General features: G+C 72.4%; 16 protein-coding genes, 1 rRNA gene and 1 pseudogene. 13 read left to right on the forward strand and 5 right to left on the reverse strand.

The window, feature by feature from the left end:
* Window positions 1-211: 211 nt before the first annotated feature.
* The 3 genes and pseudogenes from rrf (at window position 212) to ABZ906_RS41750 (ending at window position 2,556) form a co-directional block, all read left to right on the forward strand.
* Window positions 212-328, forward strand: a 5S ribosomal RNA gene (gene rrf / locus ABZ906_RS41740).
* Window positions 329-471: 143 nt separating this feature from the next.
* Window positions 472-1,368: pseudogene (locus tag ABZ906_RS41745) on the forward strand (hypothetical protein); the annotation flags it as partial.
* A gap of 306 nt (window positions 1,369-1,674) precedes the next feature.
* Window positions 1,675-2,556 (forward strand): hypothetical protein, encoded by an 882-nt coding sequence (locus tag ABZ906_RS41750; RefSeq protein ID WP_361392058.1) that lies wholly within the window; start codon window positions 1,675-1,677, stop codon window positions 2,554-2,556.
* A gap of 71 nt (window positions 2,557-2,627) precedes the next feature.
* Here the strand turns inward: ABZ906_RS41750 and ABZ906_RS41755 are convergent, their stop codons facing one another.
* On the reverse strand, window positions 2,628-3,905 hold the full coding sequence (locus ABZ906_RS41755; RefSeq protein ID WP_361391815.1) for a DUF1015 domain-containing protein: 1,278 nt from the start codon (window positions 3,903-3,905) through the stop codon (window positions 2,628-2,630).
* Between the two features lie 72 nt (window positions 3,906-3,977).
* Here ABZ906_RS41755 and ABZ906_RS41760 point away from each other — a divergent pair, with 72 nt between their 5' ends.
* On the forward strand, window positions 3,978-5,006 hold the full coding sequence (locus tag ABZ906_RS41760; protein WP_361391818.1) for an HAD hydrolase-like protein: 1,029 nt from the start codon (window positions 3,978-3,980) through the stop codon (window positions 5,004-5,006).
* 508 nt (window positions 5,007-5,514) lie between these two features.
* Here ABZ906_RS41760 and ABZ906_RS41765 read toward each other — a convergent pair.
* Together ABZ906_RS41765 and ABZ906_RS41770 are read right to left on the reverse strand one after the other, a co-directional pair.
* Window positions 5,515-6,363, reverse strand: coding sequence for a siderophore-interacting protein (locus tag ABZ906_RS41765; protein ID WP_361391821.1), 849 nt, complete (start codon window positions 6,361-6,363; stop codon window positions 5,515-5,517).
* Complete coding sequence (locus ABZ906_RS41770; protein ID WP_361392061.1) at window positions 6,363-7,364, reverse strand: ABC transporter substrate-binding protein; 1,002 nt, start codon at window positions 7,362-7,364, stop codon at window positions 6,363-6,365. The genes ABZ906_RS41765 and ABZ906_RS41770 overlap by 1 nt, the downstream gene beginning before the upstream one ends.
* Before the next feature lie 280 nt (window positions 7,365-7,644).
* Here ABZ906_RS41770 and ABZ906_RS41775 point away from each other — a divergent pair, with 280 nt between their 5' ends.
* The 3 genes from ABZ906_RS41775 to ABZ906_RS41785 are packed head-to-tail and all read left to right on the forward strand — an operon-like array spanning window position 7,645 to window position 10,672.
* Window positions 7,645-8,688 (forward strand): iron chelate uptake ABC transporter family permease subunit, encoded by a 1,044-nt coding sequence (locus ABZ906_RS41775; protein ID WP_361195912.1) that lies wholly within the window; start codon window positions 7,645-7,647, stop codon window positions 8,686-8,688.
* Window positions 8,685-9,713 (forward strand): iron chelate uptake ABC transporter family permease subunit, encoded by a 1,029-nt coding sequence (locus ABZ906_RS41780; protein ID WP_361195910.1) that lies wholly within the window; start codon window positions 8,685-8,687, stop codon window positions 9,711-9,713. Before ABZ906_RS41775 ends, ABZ906_RS41780 begins: the two co-directional genes overlap by 4 nt.
* Window positions 9,710-10,672, forward strand: a complete 963-nt coding sequence (locus ABZ906_RS41785; protein WP_361391824.1) for an ABC transporter ATP-binding protein — start codon at window positions 9,710-9,712, stop codon at window positions 10,670-10,672. The genes ABZ906_RS41780 and ABZ906_RS41785 overlap by 4 nt, the downstream gene beginning before the upstream one ends.
* Here ABZ906_RS41785 and ABZ906_RS41790 read toward each other — a convergent pair.
* Complete coding sequence (locus ABZ906_RS41790) at window positions 10,656-11,003, reverse strand: alkyl sulfatase C-terminal domain-containing protein (RefSeq protein ID WP_361391827.1); 348 nt, start codon at window positions 11,001-11,003, stop codon at window positions 10,656-10,658. The genes ABZ906_RS41785 and ABZ906_RS41790 overlap by 17 nt on opposite strands.
* 42 nt (window positions 11,004-11,045) lie before the next feature.
* Between ABZ906_RS41790 and ABZ906_RS41795 the strand changes: the two genes are divergently transcribed.
* From ABZ906_RS41795 to ABZ906_RS41805, 3 genes are read left to right on the forward strand one after another with little or no spacing between them, the layout of a single operon-like run.
* Complete coding sequence (locus ABZ906_RS41795; RefSeq protein WP_361195904.1) at window positions 11,046-11,390, forward strand: hypothetical protein; 345 nt, start codon at window positions 11,046-11,048, stop codon at window positions 11,388-11,390.
* Between the two features lie 7 nt (window positions 11,391-11,397).
* On the forward strand, window positions 11,398-12,213 hold the full coding sequence (locus ABZ906_RS41800; RefSeq protein ID WP_361195902.1) for a TlyA family RNA methyltransferase: 816 nt from the start codon (window positions 11,398-11,400) through the stop codon (window positions 12,211-12,213).
* Entirely contained in the window at window positions 12,210-13,130 is a 921-nt protein-coding gene (locus tag ABZ906_RS41805; RefSeq protein WP_361195900.1) for an NAD kinase, read from the forward strand. Before ABZ906_RS41800 ends, ABZ906_RS41805 begins: the two co-directional genes overlap by 4 nt.
* A 116-nt stretch (window positions 13,131-13,246) precedes the next feature.
* On the opposite strand, the gene ABZ906_RS41810 is transcribed toward ABZ906_RS41805, so the two are convergent.
* Complete coding sequence (locus tag ABZ906_RS41810) at window positions 13,247-14,596, reverse strand: FtsX-like permease family protein (RefSeq protein WP_361391830.1); 1,350 nt, start codon at window positions 14,594-14,596, stop codon at window positions 13,247-13,249.
* A 221-nt stretch (window positions 14,597-14,817) separates the two neighbouring features.
* Between ABZ906_RS41810 and recN the strand changes: the two genes are divergently transcribed.
* From recN to ABZ906_RS41825, 3 genes are all read left to right on the forward strand, one after another.
* Window positions 14,818-16,545 (forward strand): DNA repair protein RecN, encoded by a 1,728-nt coding sequence (gene recN, locus ABZ906_RS41815; RefSeq protein WP_361195941.1) that lies wholly within the window; start codon window positions 14,818-14,820, stop codon window positions 16,543-16,545.
* 138 nt (window positions 16,546-16,683) lie between these two features.
* Complete coding sequence (locus ABZ906_RS41820) at window positions 16,684-17,466, forward strand: hypothetical protein (protein ID WP_361391833.1); 783 nt, start codon at window positions 16,684-16,686, stop codon at window positions 17,464-17,466.
* Between the two features lie 352 nt (window positions 17,467-17,818).
* Window positions 17,819-18,955, forward strand: a complete 1,137-nt coding sequence (locus ABZ906_RS41825; protein WP_361391836.1) for a glycosyltransferase family 4 protein — start codon at window positions 17,819-17,821, stop codon at window positions 18,953-18,955.
* Window positions 18,956-18,972 lie beyond the last annotated feature (17 nt).

Genomic DNA, 18,972 nt, shown 5'->3' on the forward strand with positions numbered 1-18,972 from the left:
GTTGATAGGCCAGATCTGGAAGCCCGGTAACGGGTGGAGGTGACTGGTACTAATAGGCCGAGGGCTTGTCCTCAGTTGCTCGCGTCCACTGTGTTAGTTCTGAAACAACGAACAGTTGTGTCGGCTGAACGGCTACACCACTTAATTGAAGAGTGTGCTTGTTCGCTGCCCTGTTTGAGACCCCGCTATGCGGCGGGATATTTCATAGGGTTTCGGTGGTCATAGCGTGAGGGAAACGCCCGGTTACATTCCGAACCCGGAAGCTAAGCCTCAAAGCGCCGATGGTACTGCAGGGGGGACCCTGTGGGAGAGTAGGACGCCGCCGAACAATTTTTGGAGGACCCCTGGTCCCAGCGTCCACGCTGGGACCAGGGGTCCTTTTGTTTTTGTCGAAGCGCGCCGGCTACCCGGCTGCGCGAGAATGACTGCGGTACCGAAGACGAGGAGTCACCGATGTCCACCAACTCTCCCGACGAGCGACCGGAGCGCGGGCAGCGCAGCCGGGACGGTGGCGACCGGGGCGGATACCGCGGCGGCGCACCCCGTCGCGACGACCGCAGCGGCGGTGGGCGTCCTCCGTTCCGCCGTGACGACCGCTCCACCTCCGGTGGCCCCCGTCGTGACGACCGTGACCGGGGCGGCCCGCGTCGCGACGACCGCGGTGGTTTCCGCCGTGACGACAACCGTGGTGGCGGCGACCGCGGCGGGTTCCGCCGTGATGACCGCTCGACTTCCGGCGCCCCGCGTCGTGACGACCGCCGTGACGGTGACCGTCCCCTGTTCCGCCGTGACGACCGTCGCGATGACCGTCGTGACGATCGCGGTGGTGACCGTGGCGGGTTCCGTCGCGACGACAACCGTGGTGGCGGCGGTGGCGGCTACCGTGGTCGCGATGACCGCTCCGGCGGCGGGCGTCCTCCGTTCCGTCGTGATGACCGCTCGACCTCGGGCGCCCCGCGTCGTGACGACCGTCGTGACGGTGACCGTCCCCCGTTCCGTCGTGACGACCGCTCGACCTCGGGCGCCCCGCGCCGTGACGACCGGCGCGATGGCGACCGTCCCCCGTTCCGTCGCGACGACCGCCGCGATGACCGCCGTGACGACCGTGGCGGTGACCGCGGTGGTTTCCGCCGTGACGACAACCGTGGCGGCGGCGACCGTCCCGGATTCCGTCGTGACGGGGACCGTCCGGGGTTCCGCCGCGATGACCGGCGCGATGACCGGCGTGACGACAACCGTGGTGGCGGCGACCGGGGTGGGTTCCGGCGTGACGACCGCGGTGGCGATCGCGGTGGTGACCGTGGTGGCTTCCGTCGCGACGATCGGCGTGATGACCGTCCCCGTGGTGGCGACCGTCCCGGTTTCCAGCGCGATGACCGGCGTGACGACAACCGTGGTGGCGGCGACCGGGGTGGATTCCGGCGTGACGACCGCGGCGGCGATCGCGGTGGGTTCCGGCGCGATGACCGTGGTGGCGACCGGCGTGATGACCGCGGCGGGTTCCGTCGTGACGACAACCGTGGCGGCGGTGGCGGTTACCGCGGCGGGCGCGATGACCGCGGGCCGCGACGTGACGACCGTGGTGGGCGGCCCGGCGGGTTCCGCGGGCGCGACGACCGGCGTGACGGCGACCGCGGTGGCTACCGCGGGCGTGACGACCGTGACCGCGAGCCCATCAAGCGGCTGCCGATCCCGGATGACGTCACGGGCCACGAGATCGACAAGGACGTACAGCAGGAGCTGCAGAGCCTTCCCAAGGGGCTCGCCGAGGACGTCGCCAGGAACCTGGTGATGGTCGCCAACCTCATCGACGAGGACCCCGAGCAGGCCTACGCGTACTCACGGGTCGCGCTGCGGCTCGCCTCGCGTGTCGCCGCCGTACGGGAAGCCGCGGGCTTCGCCGCGTACGCCACGCAGAACTACAACGAGGCGCTCGGCGAGTTCCGTGCCGCCCGGCGGATGACCGGCAGCGTCGAGCTCTGGCCCGTCATGGCCGACTGCGAGCGTGGTCTTGGCCGGCCCGAGAAGGCGCTGGACATGGCCGGTGCGCCCGAGGTGCAGAAGCTGGACAAGCCGGGGCAGGTCGAGATGCGTCTCGTCGCCGCAGGCGCCCGTCAGGACCTGGGGCAGACCGATGCCGCCATCGTCACCCTGCAGGGGCCGGAGCTGGCATCGAACTCCGTCCAGCCGTGGACCGCGCGGCTGCGGTACGCGTACGCCGACGCGCTGCTCGCCGCGGGCCGTGAGGACGAGGCGCGCGAGTGGTTCGCGAAGGTCATCGAGTCCGACAAGGACGGCAGCACCGACGCGTCGGACCGCCTTGCCGAGCTCGACGGCGTCGAGTTCGTCGACGCCCTCCAGAACGACGCGCCGGCGCCGGTCGCGGAGGCGGCTCCCGCCGCGCCTGCGTCGCAGCCCGACGTCGTCTTCGTCGCCCCCGTCCAGGAAGACGAGGACGAGGGCGTGGAGGAGTTCTACGACGAGGACGACTTCGAGCTGGACGATGACGATGACGGTGACAGTGACGCCGGTGGTGACGAGGGCCGCAAGGCCTGAGCACTGAGCTGGTCGTACGGCGACGGGCGGGACCCCCACCAGGGTCCCGCCCGTCGCCGTATGTGCGTGCTTCAGAGGTCCAGGTCGCGCAGGACCAGGCCCGATGCGGGCTTGGGGCCGAAGGACGTGGACTTGCGGGGCATCGTGACCCCCTGGCGGGCCAGGTCGCGTACGACCTCTTCGCGGACCGGGTGCATCAGGACGGCCGTGCCGCCGTCGCGTTCCGCCTTCTCCACGGTCGCCGCCGTGTCGTGGATGTACGCGATGTGCTCCGGGGCGTCCGGGATCCTCCATATGTGATCAAGGAGCGTGGAGTGCAGGACCGTCGCGTCCAGGGTGCGCCAGGCCTCGGGGTGGTCGTTGGGGATCGTAGCGGCGAGGAGGTCCGGGGACGGGCGGTCGATGAGGTGGAAGCCGCCGTCACCCGCGAGGACGAAGGCGTTGCTTTCGGCTGCGGCCTCGGCCAGGGCTTCGAGTGCGCGCGGCAGCGGGCCCTCGACGGCGCGTACCCGGAAGGAGCCCGCGAGGGCCGCGAGGGCGTCGGAGACCGGGAGGCGGTGGAGGTAGCGGTGGATGGCGCGGACCCGGAGGGGGTAGCGCGCGGTGTCCACCAGGAGGACCAGGCCGTGGTCCCAGGGGCCGGGCGTCGGGTGCTCGGAGCGCAGCCGGAGATAGGTCGCCCAGCGGTGGTGCCCGTCCGCGATCAGGGCCTGGTGGCGGGCGAGATCTGACCGGATCTCGGCGAGGTCGGCGGGGTCGGTGACCGCCCACAGGCGGTGGCTGAACCCGTCCTCCGTGGTCGTCGACAGGAGGGGCTCGGTCAGCGCGGTGCGTTCGACGACGGCCGTCGCGCCCGTGGTCGCTCCGTTGGAGCGGTACGTCAGGAGCAGCGGTTCGAGGTTGGCGCTCGTCGCGCGCATCAGGCCCGCCCTGTCCTCCACGACGTGGGACATGACGCCTTCGTGGGGCAGGACGATGCCTTCTTCCGCCTCGGAGAGGCGCAGTGCGCCGATGATGCCGCGCTGGAGCATGCCGGCGTCGCGCTGCTCGTAGACGTAGAAGCCGGGTTCCGGGTCGGGGGCGAGGATGCCCTCCGAGAGCCAGGTGTGCAGGGTGCCGGCCGCCTGGTCGTTGCGGGCCGCCGGTGTGGTGGCCTGGGGGAGGATCAGGCGGACGATGTTGTGCGGGTCGGCGGACTCCAGGTGGAGCAGCCCGTCGGGCCGTACGACCACGTCGTACGGAGGGGACGTCACCGCGGCAAGGCTGCCGACCCGTTCGGGGACGTAACGCACGCCGCGGAACGGGATCAGGTCGAGGCCTTGGCTGTCGGTATGACCCGCTGTGTTCATTGCTGCATCGTATGTGTGTCAGTGGCATGAGCGATGATCGGGGGAGTGGGATCGATCGAGGAGCGATGCGTAATGAGCCAGACCGTCAGGACCCGGCCCGATGGCAGCCGGAATGTGCTGAGCGAGGCGTATGACACGGCGCTGCTCGACCTGGACGGGGTGGTGTACGCGGGCGGGCAGGCGATCGCGCACGCCGTCGAGTCGCTGGGTAAGGCCCGCACAGGCGGCATGCATCTCGCGTACGTGACGAACAACGCGCTGCGCACGCCGGATGCCGTGGCCGGGCATCTGTCGGAGCTCGGCATCCCGACCGGGGCCGCAGACGTCATCACGTCCGCGCAGGCGGCGGCGCGGCTCGTGAGCGAGCAAGTCCCCGCGGGCGCGCGGGTCCTGGTGATCGGCGGGGAGGGACTGCGGGTCGCGCTGCGGGAGCGCGGGCTCGAGCCGGTCGATTCGGCGGACGACGGGCCGGTGGCGGTCGTGCAGGGGTACGGCGGTCCCGACATGGCGTGGGGGCGGTTCGCCGAGGCCTGCTATGCGATCGCGCGCGGGGTGCCGTGGTTCGCTTCCAACACGGACCTGACGATTCCCAGTGCGCGGGGTATCGCTCCGGGCAATGGGGCGGCCGTCGAGGTCGTACGCATCGCGACGGGGGCGGAGCCGCAGGTGGCGGGCAAGCCGCTGCCTCCGATGCACCGCGAGACGATTCTGCGGACCGGTGCGGAGCGGCCGTTGGTCGTGGGGGACCGGCTCGACACGGACATCGAGGGGGCGTTCAACGGCAAGGTGGACTCGCTGCTCGTCCTGACCGGGGTCACGGACGGCGCCCAGCTGCTCGCGGCCCCGCCCGAGCACCGGCCCACGTACGTGGACGCGGACCTGCGCGGCATGCTCACGGGTCAGCCCGAAGTGACCCCGGAGGACGGGGGCTTCGGCTGCGGCGGGTGGACGGCGTCCGCGCGGGGGCACGAGCTGGTGCTCGACGGCGAGGGTGACGCCATGGACGGGCTGCGGGCGCTGTGTGCGGCGGCGTGGACGGAGGCGGGGGACGGGAAGTGCGCGCTGGACGGGGAGAAGTCGCTGACGCGGCTGGGGTTGTAGCCGGGCCGGGGGGGGGCGGGCCGGAGTGACGGGGACGCTCACCTGGACGGCGGTGCTGAGCCGGGTGCCGTGCCCAGCGGGTTGCCGTGCTCGGCCGTCCGCCGTGCCGTCCGGGCGGGCCGGAGTGACGGGGACGCTCAGCTGGCCGGCGGTGCTGAGCCGGGTGCCGTGCCCAGCGGGTTGCCGTGCTTGACCGTCCGCCGTGCCGTCCGGGCGGGCCGGAGTGACGGGGATGCTCAGCTGGCCGGCGGTGCTGAGCCGGGTGTCGTGCTGAGCCGGGTGCCGAGCTCAGCGGGGTGCCGTGCTCGGCCGTCCGCCGTGCTGTCCGGGCGGGCTGGAGTGACGGGGATGCTCACCTGGCCGGCGGTGCTCAGCCGGTGCCGTGCTCAGTGGGGTGCCGGGCTCGACCGTCCGCCGGGCTCGACCGTCTGTCGCGTTGTTCGGCTGGTGGTCCTCTGTGGCCGAAGCCCCGGCCGGCGGGCGGGCAGGGCTTCGGGCCGGAGAGGGGTCAGGCTGCTTCGTTGCGGTCTATCAGTTCGTCCGTGGTGGTGCCCTTGCGCCAGTAGCCGGAGAAGCAGATCCGCTTGCGGTCGAAGTCGCGGTCGCGGACCAGGTGGCGGCGGACCGTCTTGACCGTCGCGGACTCGCCCACGACCCAGGCGTACGGGGTGCCCGAAGGCAGCTCGGCGGCCTGGATCGCCGACGGGGTGCCGCCTTCCTCCGTGAGCCAGGTGATCTCGGCGTCGGCCTTCGTCGTCAGCTCCTGCTTGTCCGCCAGGTCGTGGACCTCGATCCAGACGCGGGCCGGTGTGGTGGACGGGAGCGTCTCCAGGATGGCCGCCACGGCCGGGAGCGCCGACTCGTCGGCGGTCAGGAGCACCCAGTCGGTGTCCTGCGGCGGCCTGAACTCGTACGCGCCGTTCTCCTCCTCGAGCGGTGCGAGCACGCCGATCCGGGCGCCGGGCACGGCGTTCCGTGCCCAGCTGGTGGCCGGGCCGTCGGAGGGCGAGGGCGCCGGGCCGTGGACCGCGAAGTCGACGATCAACTCGTCCGGATCGCGGCGCAGTTCACGCGTGGTGTAGGTGCGCATGATGCCCCGCACGTCGGGGTCGAGGGCGCACCAGTCGGCGTACCAGTTGGCCGCGTCGCCCGACGTGTCCGGCATGACAGGGGCGTCCTGGCCCGGGTGCGGCAGGAACACCTTGATGCGCTGGTCGCGGCCCGCAGAGGCCATCCGTTCCAGGCCGTCGCCGCCGAGAGCGACGCGGATCATCGCCGGGGTGACGTACTCGGTGCGCAGTACGTGGCAATCGAAGAAGTGGTACGGGGAAGCAGGGGACGCAGGGGTCGCAGTCATCAGGTGAGCCTCTTCGACTTCTCGATGGCGGTGGCGAGTTGTTCGAGCACCGGGGCGTAACCGGCGTAGCTGTAGCGCTCCTCCATGGACCAGGGCACGGTCTGGCCGGCCTTGACCGCGGGGAGCAGCTTCCAGGTGGGTTTCTTCGCGAGCTCCTTGGGCGGCAGCGCGCTCGAACGGTTGTCGATCATGATGAGGTCGGAGTGGTACTTGTCGGCGTTCTCCCAGCTCAGGAACTCCCAGAAGCCCCATTCGTCGCTCTTCTTGCCCTCGACGAACTCGACGCCGAGGTCCTTGAAGTAGTTGAGGTCGCAGTAGGAGTCCGGCACGGCGACGTAGAACTGGTCGGCGTCGCCGGTCATCGCGAGGACCTTCAGACCGCCCTTGGCCTTCGCGTCCTTCGCGGCCTTGCGCAGTCTGCGCTCAGCCTTGTCGAAGCGGGCCCTGGCGGCCCGCACCTTCTCCGTCCCCAGGTCGCCGCCGAGCGACTCCGCGAGTTCGGTGTAGCGCTTCAGGGGGTCGAGGAGCGAGGTGCGGGCGCCCTTGATGCCGACGGTGGGGGCCAGGGACTCGATCTTCTTGGCGCCTTCCTCGGGGATGAACCAGAGGGCGGGCGGCGGGAACATGTTGCTGATCAGGAGGTCGGGCTTGAGGCTCGCGTACTTCTCGATGTTGAACTGCCCCCAGGACTCGCCCAGGCTCGTCAGCTTGCCGACGTCGAGATCGCCCGCCTGCGGGTTGGGCTTGCCGCCCACCGGCTTGGAGGGGCCGAAGATGCCGGTGACCGAGACCCCGTAGTCGTGCAGGGCGGCGGCCGTGCTGACGAAGGCGACGATGTTCTTCGGGGCGTGGTTCACCTTGGCGGTCTTGCCGCGGTCGTCCTTGAAGCTCCAGGGCTCGGAGCCCGCGTCCTTGGCGGTCTTGTCGTCGCTTCCGCAGGCGGTGAGCAGGGCTCCGAGGCCGAGGGCCCCGCCGGAGGCGAGCAGGCCGCGACGGGTCATGCCCGGGCCCGGGGTGTTTCTGCCGGAGATGCTTCTGCCGGAAAGGGAGCGGTGGGTGGTGGTCATCAGGCTGCCGCCTTCTTCGAATGGGCGACGGCTGCTGACGACTTTGCGTCATCGTCGTTGGCGCCGCATGCTGTCAGGGGTCCGCCGATGACGAGAATGCCGCCCGCGCCGAGCACACCACGACGGCACAGAGCGGGAGGTATCGGGCGGCGGGCGTGCATCGGTGGTGCTTCTCTCGTCGAAGTCAAGTGCGAGGGTAGGCTAACCTAACCTGGTGTTGGTCGACAGTCCCCCCGAAGCCAGCGCGGAGACCACACCCGCGCCACCCAAACGCCGCGCGATACGCAGCGCCGGGCTCCTCGTCTCGGTCTGTGTGCTGCTGCTCGTCGTCGTCGCGAGCATCGCGGTCGGTGCCAAACAGATGCCCCTGGACCAGGTCTGGCACGGGCTCTTCCACGACACAGGGACGTACGGCGATGTCGTCGTCGGCGAGCGGCTCTCGCGCACGGTGCTCGGTGTGCTCGTGGGCGTCGCCCTCGGCCTCGCCGGAGCCGTCCTGCAGGCGCTGACCCGCAACCCGCTCGCCGACCCCGGACTGCTCGGCATCAACCTCGGCGCTTCGGCGGCCGTCGTCACCGCCATCAGCTTCTTCGGCGTGACCTCGCTGAGCGGCTACGTGTGGTTCGCCTTCTGCGGCGCGGCCGTGGTCGGCGCCGCCGTCTACGCCCTCGGAGGCACCCGCAACGCGACGCCCGTAAGGCTCGCGCTCGCCGGAACCGCGCTGAGCGCCGCGCTCTACGGCTATCTGCAGGCCGTGATGATCACGGACAATGCCGCGCTCAACAAGATGCGCTTCTGGACGGTCGGCTCCCTGGCCTCTGCCAAGAACGAGACCATCATGCAGGTGCTGCCCTTCTTCGTGATCGGCATCGTGCTGGCCCTCGCTCTCGCCCGGCCGCTCAACGCCATGGCCATGGGCGACGACACCGCCCGCGCGCTCGGCGCGAACCTGAACCGCACCCGCGCCCTGTCCATGGCCGCCGCGACCCTGCTCTGCGGGGCGGCGACCGCGGCCTGCGGGCCCATCATGTTCGTCGGCCTGATGGTGCCGCACGTCGTGCGCTCCTTCACCGGCCCCGACATGCGCTGGATCCTGCCGTACGCGGCGATCCTCTCGCCGGTCCTTCTGCTCGGTGCCGACGTCGTCGGACGTATCGTCGCGCGCCCCGCCGAGCTTCAGGTCGGCATCATCACCGCGTTGATCGGCGCCCCGGTCTTCATCTTTCTCGTACGACGGCGGAGGCTGGCTCAGCTGTGAAGGCGATACGCACCCGGGGCGGGCTCAGCTTCCGCCTCGACGTCCGCACGGCCGTGGTCGTCGCCGTGCTCATCGTGGCCGCGCTCGCAGCGAGCGTCGTCCTGATCGGCACCGGCGACTTCTACATCCCCACCGCCGACGTCATCCGCACCCTGCTCGGCAACGGCGACGCCGGGCAGGAGTTCATCATCAACGACCTGCGCCTGCCGCGGGTCCTGGTCGGCCTCCTCGTGGGCGCCGCGCTCGGGCTCGGCGGCGCGATCTTCCAGTCCATCTCGCGCAATCCGCTGGGCAGCCCGGACATCCTCGGCCTCGGCCAGGGGTCCACGGCGGGCGCCCTCATCATGATCGTCCTCTTCCAGGGCAGCGCGGTGCAGGTCGCGGGCGGCGCGCTCGTGGGCGGTCTGGTGACCGGCTTCGCGATCTATGTGCTCGCCTGGAAGCGGGGCGTGCACGGCTTCCGCTTCGTCCTGGTCGGCATCGGCGTCTCCGCCTTCGTCACCGCCGTCAACGGCTATCTGCTCACCAAGGCGGACATCGTCGACGCCGCGCGCGCCGTCGTCTGGATGACCGGCTCCCTCAACGGCCGTGACTGGGAGCAGGTCTGGCCCCTGCTCATCCTGTGCGCGATCCTCGTGCCGCTCGTCATGACGTACGCACGGCCGCTGCGGATGCTGGAGATGGGCGACGACGTCGGGTACGCGCTCGGGGTGCCCGTCGAGCGCACCCGCATCGTCCTGATGGGTTCGGCCGTGCTCCTCACGGCGGCCGCCACCGCGGCGGCGGGCCCCGTCAGCTTCGTCGCGCTCACGGCGCCGCAGCTGGCCAGGCGGCTCACCCGCTCGCCGGGGCCGAACCTGCTGCCCGCGATGTTCATGGGCGCCACCCTGCTCATCGTCGCGGACTGGGCCTCGCAGCGGGCCTTCGGCGCCGATCAGCTGCCCGTCGGCGTGGTCACGGGCGTGCTCGGCGGCATCTATCTGCTGTGGCTCCTCGTCATCGAACGCAAGGCGGGGCGGATATGAACAAGCCCGCGAACCCCCGTACCAAGCCCACGGACCCCCGTACCAAGCCCACGAACCCCCGTACCTCCCAGAGCACCGACAGGCAGGAGCGTGCCGCAGTGAACCGGCTCATCGCGGACGACGTGACCCTTGGCTACGACCAGCGCGTCATCGCGGAGAAGTTGTCCGTCGAGATACCCGACAACTCCTTCACGGTGATCGTCGGCCCGAACGCCTGCGGCAAGTCGACCCTGCTGCGCGCCCTGTCCCGGATGCTCAAGCCCTCGTCGGGCCGCGTCCTGCTCGACGGCAATGTCATCCAGTCGATGCCCGCGAAGAAGGTGGCACGGACCCTCGGTCTGCTCCCGCAGTCGTCCATCGCGCCCGACGGGATCACGGTGGGCGACCTGGTGGCGCGCGGCCGCTACCCCCACCAGGGCCTGCTACGCCAGTGGTCGGCGGAGGACGAGCGGATCGTGGGCGAGTCGATGGCGTCGACCGGTGTCGCCGAGTTGGCCGATCGCTATGTCGACGAACTCTCGGGCGGTCAGCGCCAGCGCGTCTGGATCGCGATGGCGCTCGCCCAGCAGACCCCGCTGCTTCTCCTGGACGAGCCGACGACGTTCCTCGACATCCAGCACCAGATCGACGTGCTCGACCTCTGCGCCGACCTCCACGAGGAGCAGGGCCGCACGCTCGTCGCCGTCCTGCACGACCTCAATCACGCGGCCCGGTACGCCACGCACCTCATCGCCCTGCGCGACGGCGAGGTCGTCGCCGAGGGCGCGCCGTCCGACATCGTCACGACGGAGCTCGTGCGGGACACCTTCGGGATGGAGTGCCAGATCATCGACGACCCGGAGACCGGTACGCCGCTGGTGGTGCCGGCGGCTCGGCGGGTGCGCACGAAGGTGGCGGCGGGAGCGGCGGGGGCCGCTTCAGCGGGCGTCGGGGCGGCCGGGGCTAAAGCAGCGACCTGAGGCGGAGCATGTCGCGCAGGCCCGCCTCCAGCTTGACCCGGCCGGCGGCCCAGGCCTTCGCGAAGTTCAGCTCGCCGTCCACCATCGCCACCAGATCGTCGCCGGTCATGGTGAGCCGGATCCCGGCCTTCTCGCGAGGGGGGCCCGGCTGCGTGTCGAGCACCGTGATCCGGCCGTTCTCCAGGCGCCCCGTGAAGGTCACGTCAAGATCGGTGATCCGGCAGCTGAGCGAGCGGTTGAGCGCGGCGGCGCTCCGTACGCCGCCGTCGGCGCCCGCCAGGTTGTCGCTGAGTTTGTCGAGCGCCGTGCGGCACTCTTCGATCGTCGCCATCGTGATCGACGGTACCGCAGCGCTTCGCGGTAGCGTCTGGGCATGAGCGACTCGATGCCGGGCCCGGGGCCTGAGCCGGTGGAGCCCGAGCCGGTGGAACCGGCGGCGGCCGAAGAGCGGGCGGAGGCGTACGACCCGGCAGGGCCCGCGCCCCTCGGGGTGGAGCGCGCCCCGACGGGGGACGCCCGGGTCGACGGCCTCCTCGGGCGCCTCGGCGATGCCGACCACCTCGCCACGGACGGCCACATTGAGGTGTACGAGGATGTACACCGGGGACTGCGTGACGCGCTGACCGCGCTCGACGCACACCCCGGACCGCCGGTGCCCTCGCCCATGGGGACGCCCGCGGCTTCGTCCCCGCACCCGACCCCGTACAACAGGAGCTGAACAGAACGTGGCAGGAGTGGCACGCCGCCGCCTCGACGCCGAACTGGTGCGCCGGAAGCTGGCGCGCTCGCGCGAGCACGCCAGCCAGCTGATCGCCGCCGGCCGGGTGACCGTCGACAAGAACACCGCGACGAAGCCCGCGACGCAGGTGGAGACCGCCGCCGCCATCGTGGTCGCGACCGACGAGAGCGATCCCGACTACGTGTCGCGGGGCGGCCACAAGCTGGCGGGCGCGTTCGCCGCGTTCGTGCCGCAGGGCCTGGTCGTCGAGGGGCGGCGCGCGCTCGACGCGGGCGCGTCCACCGGCGGCTTCACCGATGTGCTGCTGCGCGCCGGCGCCTCGGGCGTCGTCGCCGTGGACGTCGGTTACGGCCAGCTCGCCTGGTCGCTGCAGAGCGACGACCGGGTCACCGTGAAGGACCGGACGAACGTACGGGAGTTGACGCTCGACCTCATCGACGGCACCCCCGTCGATCTGGTCGTCGGCGACCTCTCGTTCATCCCGCTCGGCCTGGTCCTTCCCGCCCTCGCGCGGTGCGCGGCCCCCGACGCGGACCTTGTCCTGATGGTCAAGCCGCAGTTCGAGGTCGGCAAGGAGCGCCTGGGCAGCGGCGGTGTGGTGCGCAGCACGCAGCTGCGGGCCGATGCCGTACGCAATGTGGCGCGGCAGGCGTGGGGGCTCGGGCTCGGTGTGCGTGGCGTGACTGCGAGCCCCCTGCCCGGACCTTCCGGAAATGTCGAGTACTTTCTGTGGCTGCGTGCCGGGGCGCCCGAACTCGACCCGGCGGACGTTGACCGTGCCGTGGCGGAGGGGCCCCGTTGACCCAGACCCGAGAGACCCAGACCCGAGCTCGAACCGTTTTCCTGCTCGCCCACACCGGACGGCCTGCCGCCATCCGCAGTGCCGAACTCGTCGTCCAGGGGCTGCTGCGCAGCGGCATCGGCGTACGCGTCCTGGAGGCGGAGGCGGCCGATCTGCCGCTGCCCCCCGAGGTCGGCACGGTGAAGGAGGCCACCCCCCAGTGCCTCGACGGCTGTGAGCTGCTCGTGGTGCTCGGCGGCGACGGCACGCTGCTGCGCGGCGCCGAGTTCGCCCGCGCATCCGGCGTGCCGATGCTCGGCGTGAACCTGGGGCGCGTCGGGTTCCTCGCCGAGGCCGAGCGCGACGACCTCGACAAGGTCGTCGACCGGGTCGTCACCAAGGCGTACGAGGTCGAGGAGCGGATGACCATCGACGTCGTCGTGCACAGCAACGGCGACGTCGTGCACCGCGACTGGGCGCTCAACGAAGCGGCCGTGCAGAAGATGTCGGCCGAGCGGATGCTGGAAGTCGTCCTGGAGATCGACGGACGTCCGGTCACCGGCTTCGGCTGCGACGGCATCGTGTGCGCGACGCCGACCGGCTCCACCGCGTACGCCTTCTCCGCGGGCGGGCCCGTGGTGTGGCCCGAGGTGGAGGCGCTCCTGATGGTGCCGATCAGCGCCCACGCGCTGTTCGCCAAGCCCTTGGTGACCTCGCCTGACTCGGTGCTCGCCGTCGAGGTCCAGCCGCACACCCCGCACGGGGTGCTGTGGTGCGACGGCCGGCGCACCGTGGAACTGCCGCCGGGGGCGCGGGTCGAGGTGCGCAGGGGCGGGGTGCCGGTGCGGCTCGCGCGGCTGCACCACGCTTCGTTCACCGACCGGCTCGTGGCCAAGTTCGCGCTGCCGGTTTCGGGGTGGCGGGGAGCGCCTCACTAGCGTTCCGCTGGATGGGCGGTGCGGATCGTACGGGCTCGGCTGTGGGGACACCGCGGGCCGGTGGGGGCTGGGCGCGCAGTTCCTCGCGCCCCTTATGGGGCGCGCTTCCTGCGCGGTCACGTCGAGCAGACAACGGTGATCGCTCTCCTTCGCATCACCGACGCCACCGGCAGCCCCGTCGCCAGCAGCGTGAGCAGCAAGGTGCCCGCCGCGACTCCCGTCGGGACGGCCCACGGCAGGTGCGGGAGTGCTGAGCCGAAAGCCGTGCTGAGGATGGGGGCCAGGGTGCCCAGGGCTATCGCGGCGCCCAGGAGCAGTGCCGTCCCCGCCACGACCACCGCCTCCCAGGCCGCCATGGCCCGCACCTGGGCCCGGCGGCTGCCGACCACGCGCAGCAGGGCGATGTCGCGGCGGCGCTCGAAGGAGATCATGGCGAGGGTGTTCGCCGCGGCGATCGCGGCGAATCCGGCGTAGAGACCCGTGCCCACATAGTCGAGCCAGACCTCGCCCGTGCTGCCCGCCGAACCGGTGTGGTGCTGCGCGGTGGTGTGTATGCCGATCTTGGTCAGGCCGAAGCCCACGACCAGGACGAGCGGCACGACCGCGGCGGAGAAACGGCGGGGCTGCGAGCGGACGTTCAGCATCGCCAGGCGCGCGCTGCCCCCGAACCGGCCCACCAGGGCGGAGACCAGCCAGGCCGCGGGCCCGATGATCCGCGGGCCGAGCAGCCCCGCGCCGACGCAGAAGAGGATCAGGACGAGAAACGCCCCCTCGCCCGCCTCGTCCGCGGGCTGCTTCGACAGCAGCACCGAGACCACGCAGGCCCCCACGACCGCGATCACGCCGAGCGGCGCCCGGAGCATGCCGAGCCCCCGCCGGCCGGTCGCCGCCTCGCTCAGGGCGCGGGCCGGGCGGAGCAGCGAGAACCGCAGTGCCGAGAGGAGCGCGGCGAGCGTCGTCGTCACCACCGCCACGCCCAGGCACACCGGCAGGGCGACCCAGCTGAAGCGGAAGCCCGCTTCGGAGGGGAGCAGCCCGTGCGCGACCATGCCCGCGTGCCACCACCGGGCGACGAACCCGCCGAGGACGAAGCCCGCGAGCGCTGCCGGGATCGACGCGGCGAGGGCCTGACCGGCCACCGCGCGGCGGATCTGGCGCGGCCTCGCGCCGATGGAGCGCACCATGGCGAGCTCGCGGTGCTGCTGTGCGACGGCCGTGCCCATGGTCGACACGACCACGAATATCGACATGTAGACCGAACCGATCAGCAGGACGAGCGCCATGTCCGCGACGCCGTTCGCGGTGATCTGCCTGCGTGCCCGCGCGGAGAGGCCGTCGGTGCCCGTCGCGCCGAGCATCATCGTCGACGCGCTCACGACGGTCGCCGCGAAGAGCGCCGCCACCGCCGTGCCCACGAATGCCGGGCGATGTGCGCGCAGCGCCGCCCGTGCCAGTCCCGTTCCCATACCGATCATGGTGGGGGGCCGGGTCACCCGTGCACCAGGAGGCTGTCAGGAAGATCGTGCGGGGGTAATCCCCACCCGGGAAAACCCCACCCCCGCGGGTGACAGCGTCCGTTCGGTCCGCCTTTGCCACCAGCGTCTTCGTCCCGGGAAGGGGGAAGCGGGCCAGGGCCCGTCGCACACCAGGCCCATGACCTCGTAAGGTCGTGTCCGTGTTGGAGGAGATGCGGATACGGTCGCTCGGAGTCATCGACGACGCGGTGGTCGAGCTGTCGCCGGGATTCACAGCGGTGACCGGCGAGACCGGTGCGGGCAAGACGATGGTGGTCACCAGCCTTGGACTGCTGCTCGGCGGACGCGCGGATCCCGCCTTGGTGCGGATCGGCGCGAAGGCGGCGGTGGTGGAGGGGCGGATCACCGTGCCCGCGGGCGCCTCTGCCGCCGTGCGCGCGGAGGAGGCGGGTGCCGAACTCGACGACGGGGCGCTGCTGATCAGCCGTACCGTCTCGGCGGAGGGCAGATCCCGGGCGAATCTCGGCGGGCGGTCGGTCCCGGTGGGCCTTCTCGCCGAACTTGCCGACGACCTCGTGGCGGTGCACGGACAGACGGACCAGCAGGGGCTGCTCAAGCCGGCCCGGCAGCGCGGCGCGCTCGACCGGTACGCGGGCGACGCGGTCACCGTGCCGCTGGCCAAGTACACGTCGGCCTACCGCAGGCTGCGGGCCGTGACGACCGAGGTCGACGAGATCACCACGCGCGCGCGTGAACGGGCCCAGGAGGCCGATCTGCTGCGCTTCGGCCTCGAAGAGGTCGCGGCCGTCGAGCCGCGCGAGGGCGAGGACACCGAACTGGCCGCGGAGGCCGAGCGGCTCGGCCACGCGGAGGCACTCGCCTCCGCCGCCACGGCCGCGCACGCCGCGCTCGCGGGCATCCCCGAGGACCCGGAGGGGGTGGACGCCACGACGCTCGTGGCGGGCGCCCACCGGGCTCTTGAGGCGGTGCGCTCCCATGACGCCGCCCTGGCCGCGCTCGCCGAGCGGATCGGCGAGATCGGGATCCTGCTGGGCGACGTGGCGGGGGAACTCGCGGGGTACGCCGATGACCTCGACGCCGATCCCCTGCGCCTCGCGGCGGTGGAGGAGCGGCGGGCCGCACTGACCCAGCTGACCCGGAAGTACGGCGACGACATCGACTCCGTGCTCGCCTGGGCCCAGGAGGGGGCCGCGCGGCTCACCGAACTCGAGGGCGACGACGACCGCCTGGAGGAGCTGACCGCCGAGCGGGACGCGCTCCGGGGCGAACTCGCCGGGCTCGCGCAGGCGTTGACCGACGCCCGGCAGGAGGCGGCGTCGCGGTTCGCGGCGGCCGTCACCGAAGAGCTGTCCTCGCTCGCGATGCCGCACGCGCGCGTGACGATCGACATCACCGCCACGGAGGTGCCGGAGGGCGCGGACGGCGTACCGGTGGACGGACGCCTCGTCGCGTACGGCCCTGCGGGCGTCGACGAGGTCGAACTCCTCCTCGCCCCGCATCCGGGGGCTCCGCCGCGGCCGATCGCCAAGGGCGCGTCCGGTGGTGAGCTGTCGCGCGTGATGCTGGCCGTCGAGGTCGTTTTCGCGGGCACGGACCCTGTTCCGACGTACCTCTTCGACGAGGTCGACGCGGGTGTCGGCGGCAAGGCCGCGGTCGAGATCGGCCGCAGGCTCGCGAGGCTCGCCAAGTCGGCGCAGGTCGTGGTCGTGACGCACCTTCCGCAGGTGGCGGCGTTCGCGGACCGGCAGCTCCTTGTCGAGAAGACGAACGACGGGTCCGTGACGCGGTCCGGTGTGCTCGTGCTCGAAGGGGAGGACCGGGTGCGGGAGCTGTCCCGGATGCTGGCGGGGCAGGAGGACTCGGAGACCGCGCGGGCCCATGCGGAGGAGTTGCTGGCCACGGCTCGGGGGGACGGGTAGCGGGCCTTCAGCGGGCGGGGGCGCCTTCACCGGACGCGCTGGGTGCCGTCGGTCACCGGACGCGCTGGATGCCGTCGGTCACCGGCTGCGCCGAGCTCGTCATCGAGCGCCGGACGGGCCGAACGTAGGCTGGGCCGCATGATCGACCGCGCGCCCGCCCGGCGCTCCACCGCCCTCCTCGCCGCGGCCGCCGTCACGCGCGCGGCCACCGCTGCCCTGCGCCGGCGTGCCCCCGGCGGGGCGGGCCGCTGGGAGCGGAAGAACTACGCGGGGCGGACGGTGGAGTTGTACGCCGGGCCCGCCGCCGCCCTCGGTGCCGTGGCCGGGGCCGTGGCGCTGCCGCCCAGGGTCCGCGGCGCCGTCGCGCTCGCCGTGCTCGGTGCGGGGGCCTGCGGGGCGTACGACGACGTGGCGGGCGAGGCCGATCCGCGCCGGGGTTTCCGGGCGCACCTGGGGGCCCTGCGGGGCGGCGAAGTCACCAGTGGGGCCGTGAAGTTGTTCGGCGTCTCCGCGGCGGGTCTCGCCGCGGGTGCGCTGCTCAAGGAGCGGCCTGTGGACAAGGTCCTTGCGGGCGTGGTGATCGCGGGCGCGGCGCACTTCGTCAATCTCGTGGACGTACGCCCGGGCAGGGCCGCCGGTGCGGTGGTGGCGCTGGCCGCGCCCGGGTTGCTGCGCGAGGGCGGCGCCGGGGTTCTCGCCGCCGCTTCCGTGGGGGCCGCGGGGGCCGTGCTTCCGGAGGACGTGGGGGAGCGCGCCATGATCGGTGACGCGGGGGCGCATGCGCTGGGCGCGGCGCTGGGGGCGGCGGTTGTTGCCGGGAACGGGCGGGTGGGGCTGGTTGCTCATGCGGGGGCGGTCGTGGGGGCGGCGGTGTGCGGGGAGCGATTCGGGGCTTCCTTGCTCCGCCCTGCGGGCGGCTGATCGGTGCCGGCGGGGGCCTGCGGGGCCCTGCGGGGCCCTGCGGGGCTGCCGGGGGTGGTGCGTTCGTGGGTGCGGGCTCGTTTGGGTTGCTCGCGCAGTTCCCCGCGCCCCTTGCGGGGCGTGGCAGCGTAGATCCGTGTCCCTTACGGGGCTTCTGGGCTGGTTATGGTGGTGTGTGCGGCTCGGGGTGTCCGTGGGGGTGGGACCGCTTTGTCATCACCCGTGTGGGTGAACCGGGTCAGGGAGTTGTCCGTCGCGACACGGAAGAGACCTTTCAGTGGTGCCGGAACGTCCGTGCGGGCTGGCATCCTTGGCGCAGCCCCCCGACGCCGAACCCAGGAGCCCCGGCTACGTGAGCCACGTGAGCAGCCAGTCGCCGCACGGCCAGCCCCCGCTGCACACCGTGCAGGTGCTGGGCGGTGGCAGCGCGGGCAGCAGCGCGCACGTCAGGTCGCTCGCCGCGGGCCTCGCCGCGCGGGGCGTGCGGGTCACGGTCTGCGCCCCCAGCGAGGCGGCAAGCGCCTACGACCTGACGGGTACCGGCGCCCGGCACGTCCACGTACCCCGCAGCAGCGACCCCGCGTCCGTCGCCTCCCTGCGCATGGCCTGCGCCGACGCCGACCTCGTGCACGCGCACGGACTGCATGCCGCACTCCGCGCCGCCCTCGCCCTCACCGGCCGCCGCATCCCCCTCGTCGTCACCTGGCACACCCGCGCGCACGCGGAAGGCGCCCGCGCCCGCCTCCTGCACCTTCTGGAGCGGCGCGTCGCCAAGGCCGCCGCCGTCGTCCTCGGCACCTCATCCGACCTCGTCGACCGCGCCCGCAGCAGGGGCGCGCGGGACGCCCGCCTCGCCCCCGTCACGTTCCCCGCGCCGCGCGCGGCGGACGACGCGGTCGAGGAGGCCGACGGGCTGCGCCACAAGGCGCGCGCCGAGATCGGCGCCGTCGACCGGCCGCTGGTCGTCACGGTCGGCACGCTCGAACGGCAGCGCGGCTACGACATCCTCCTGGAGGCGTCCCGCGCGTGGCGCCATCTCGACCCCCAGCCGCTCCTCGTCATCGCCGGTGAGGGGCCCGAGCGGGCTGCCCTGCAGCGTCGTATCGAGGGCGAAGGCCTCCCGGCCCGGCTCGTGGGGCGGCGCGACGACATCTCCGAGATGCTTGCCGCGGCCGACCTCGTGGTGCTGCCCAGCAGCTGGGAGTCCCGCTCCGTCCTCGCCCAGGAAGCCCTGCACGCGCGCGTGCCGCTCGTCGCGACCGCCGTCGGCGGCATCCCCGAACTGGTCGGCGACGCGGCCGTCCTGGTCCCGTACGGCGACGCCGAGGCCCTGGCCACCGCCGTCGCCCGCCTCCTCGCCGACCCCGCGCTCGGGGAGCAGCTCAAGGACAAGGGGACGGCCCAGGCGGCGACCTGGCCGACCGAGGACGAGACGGTCACGCAAGTGCTCAGCGTCTACGACGAGTTGACGCAGCCGCTGGCCCTGTAGCCGGCGCGCGGCTGCCT

The sequence above is a fragment of the Streptomyces sp. NPDC046925 genome, from assembly GCF_040644915.1.
In the GTDB taxonomy this organism is placed as follows: Bacteria; Actinomycetota; Actinomycetes; order Streptomycetales; family Streptomycetaceae; genus Streptomyces.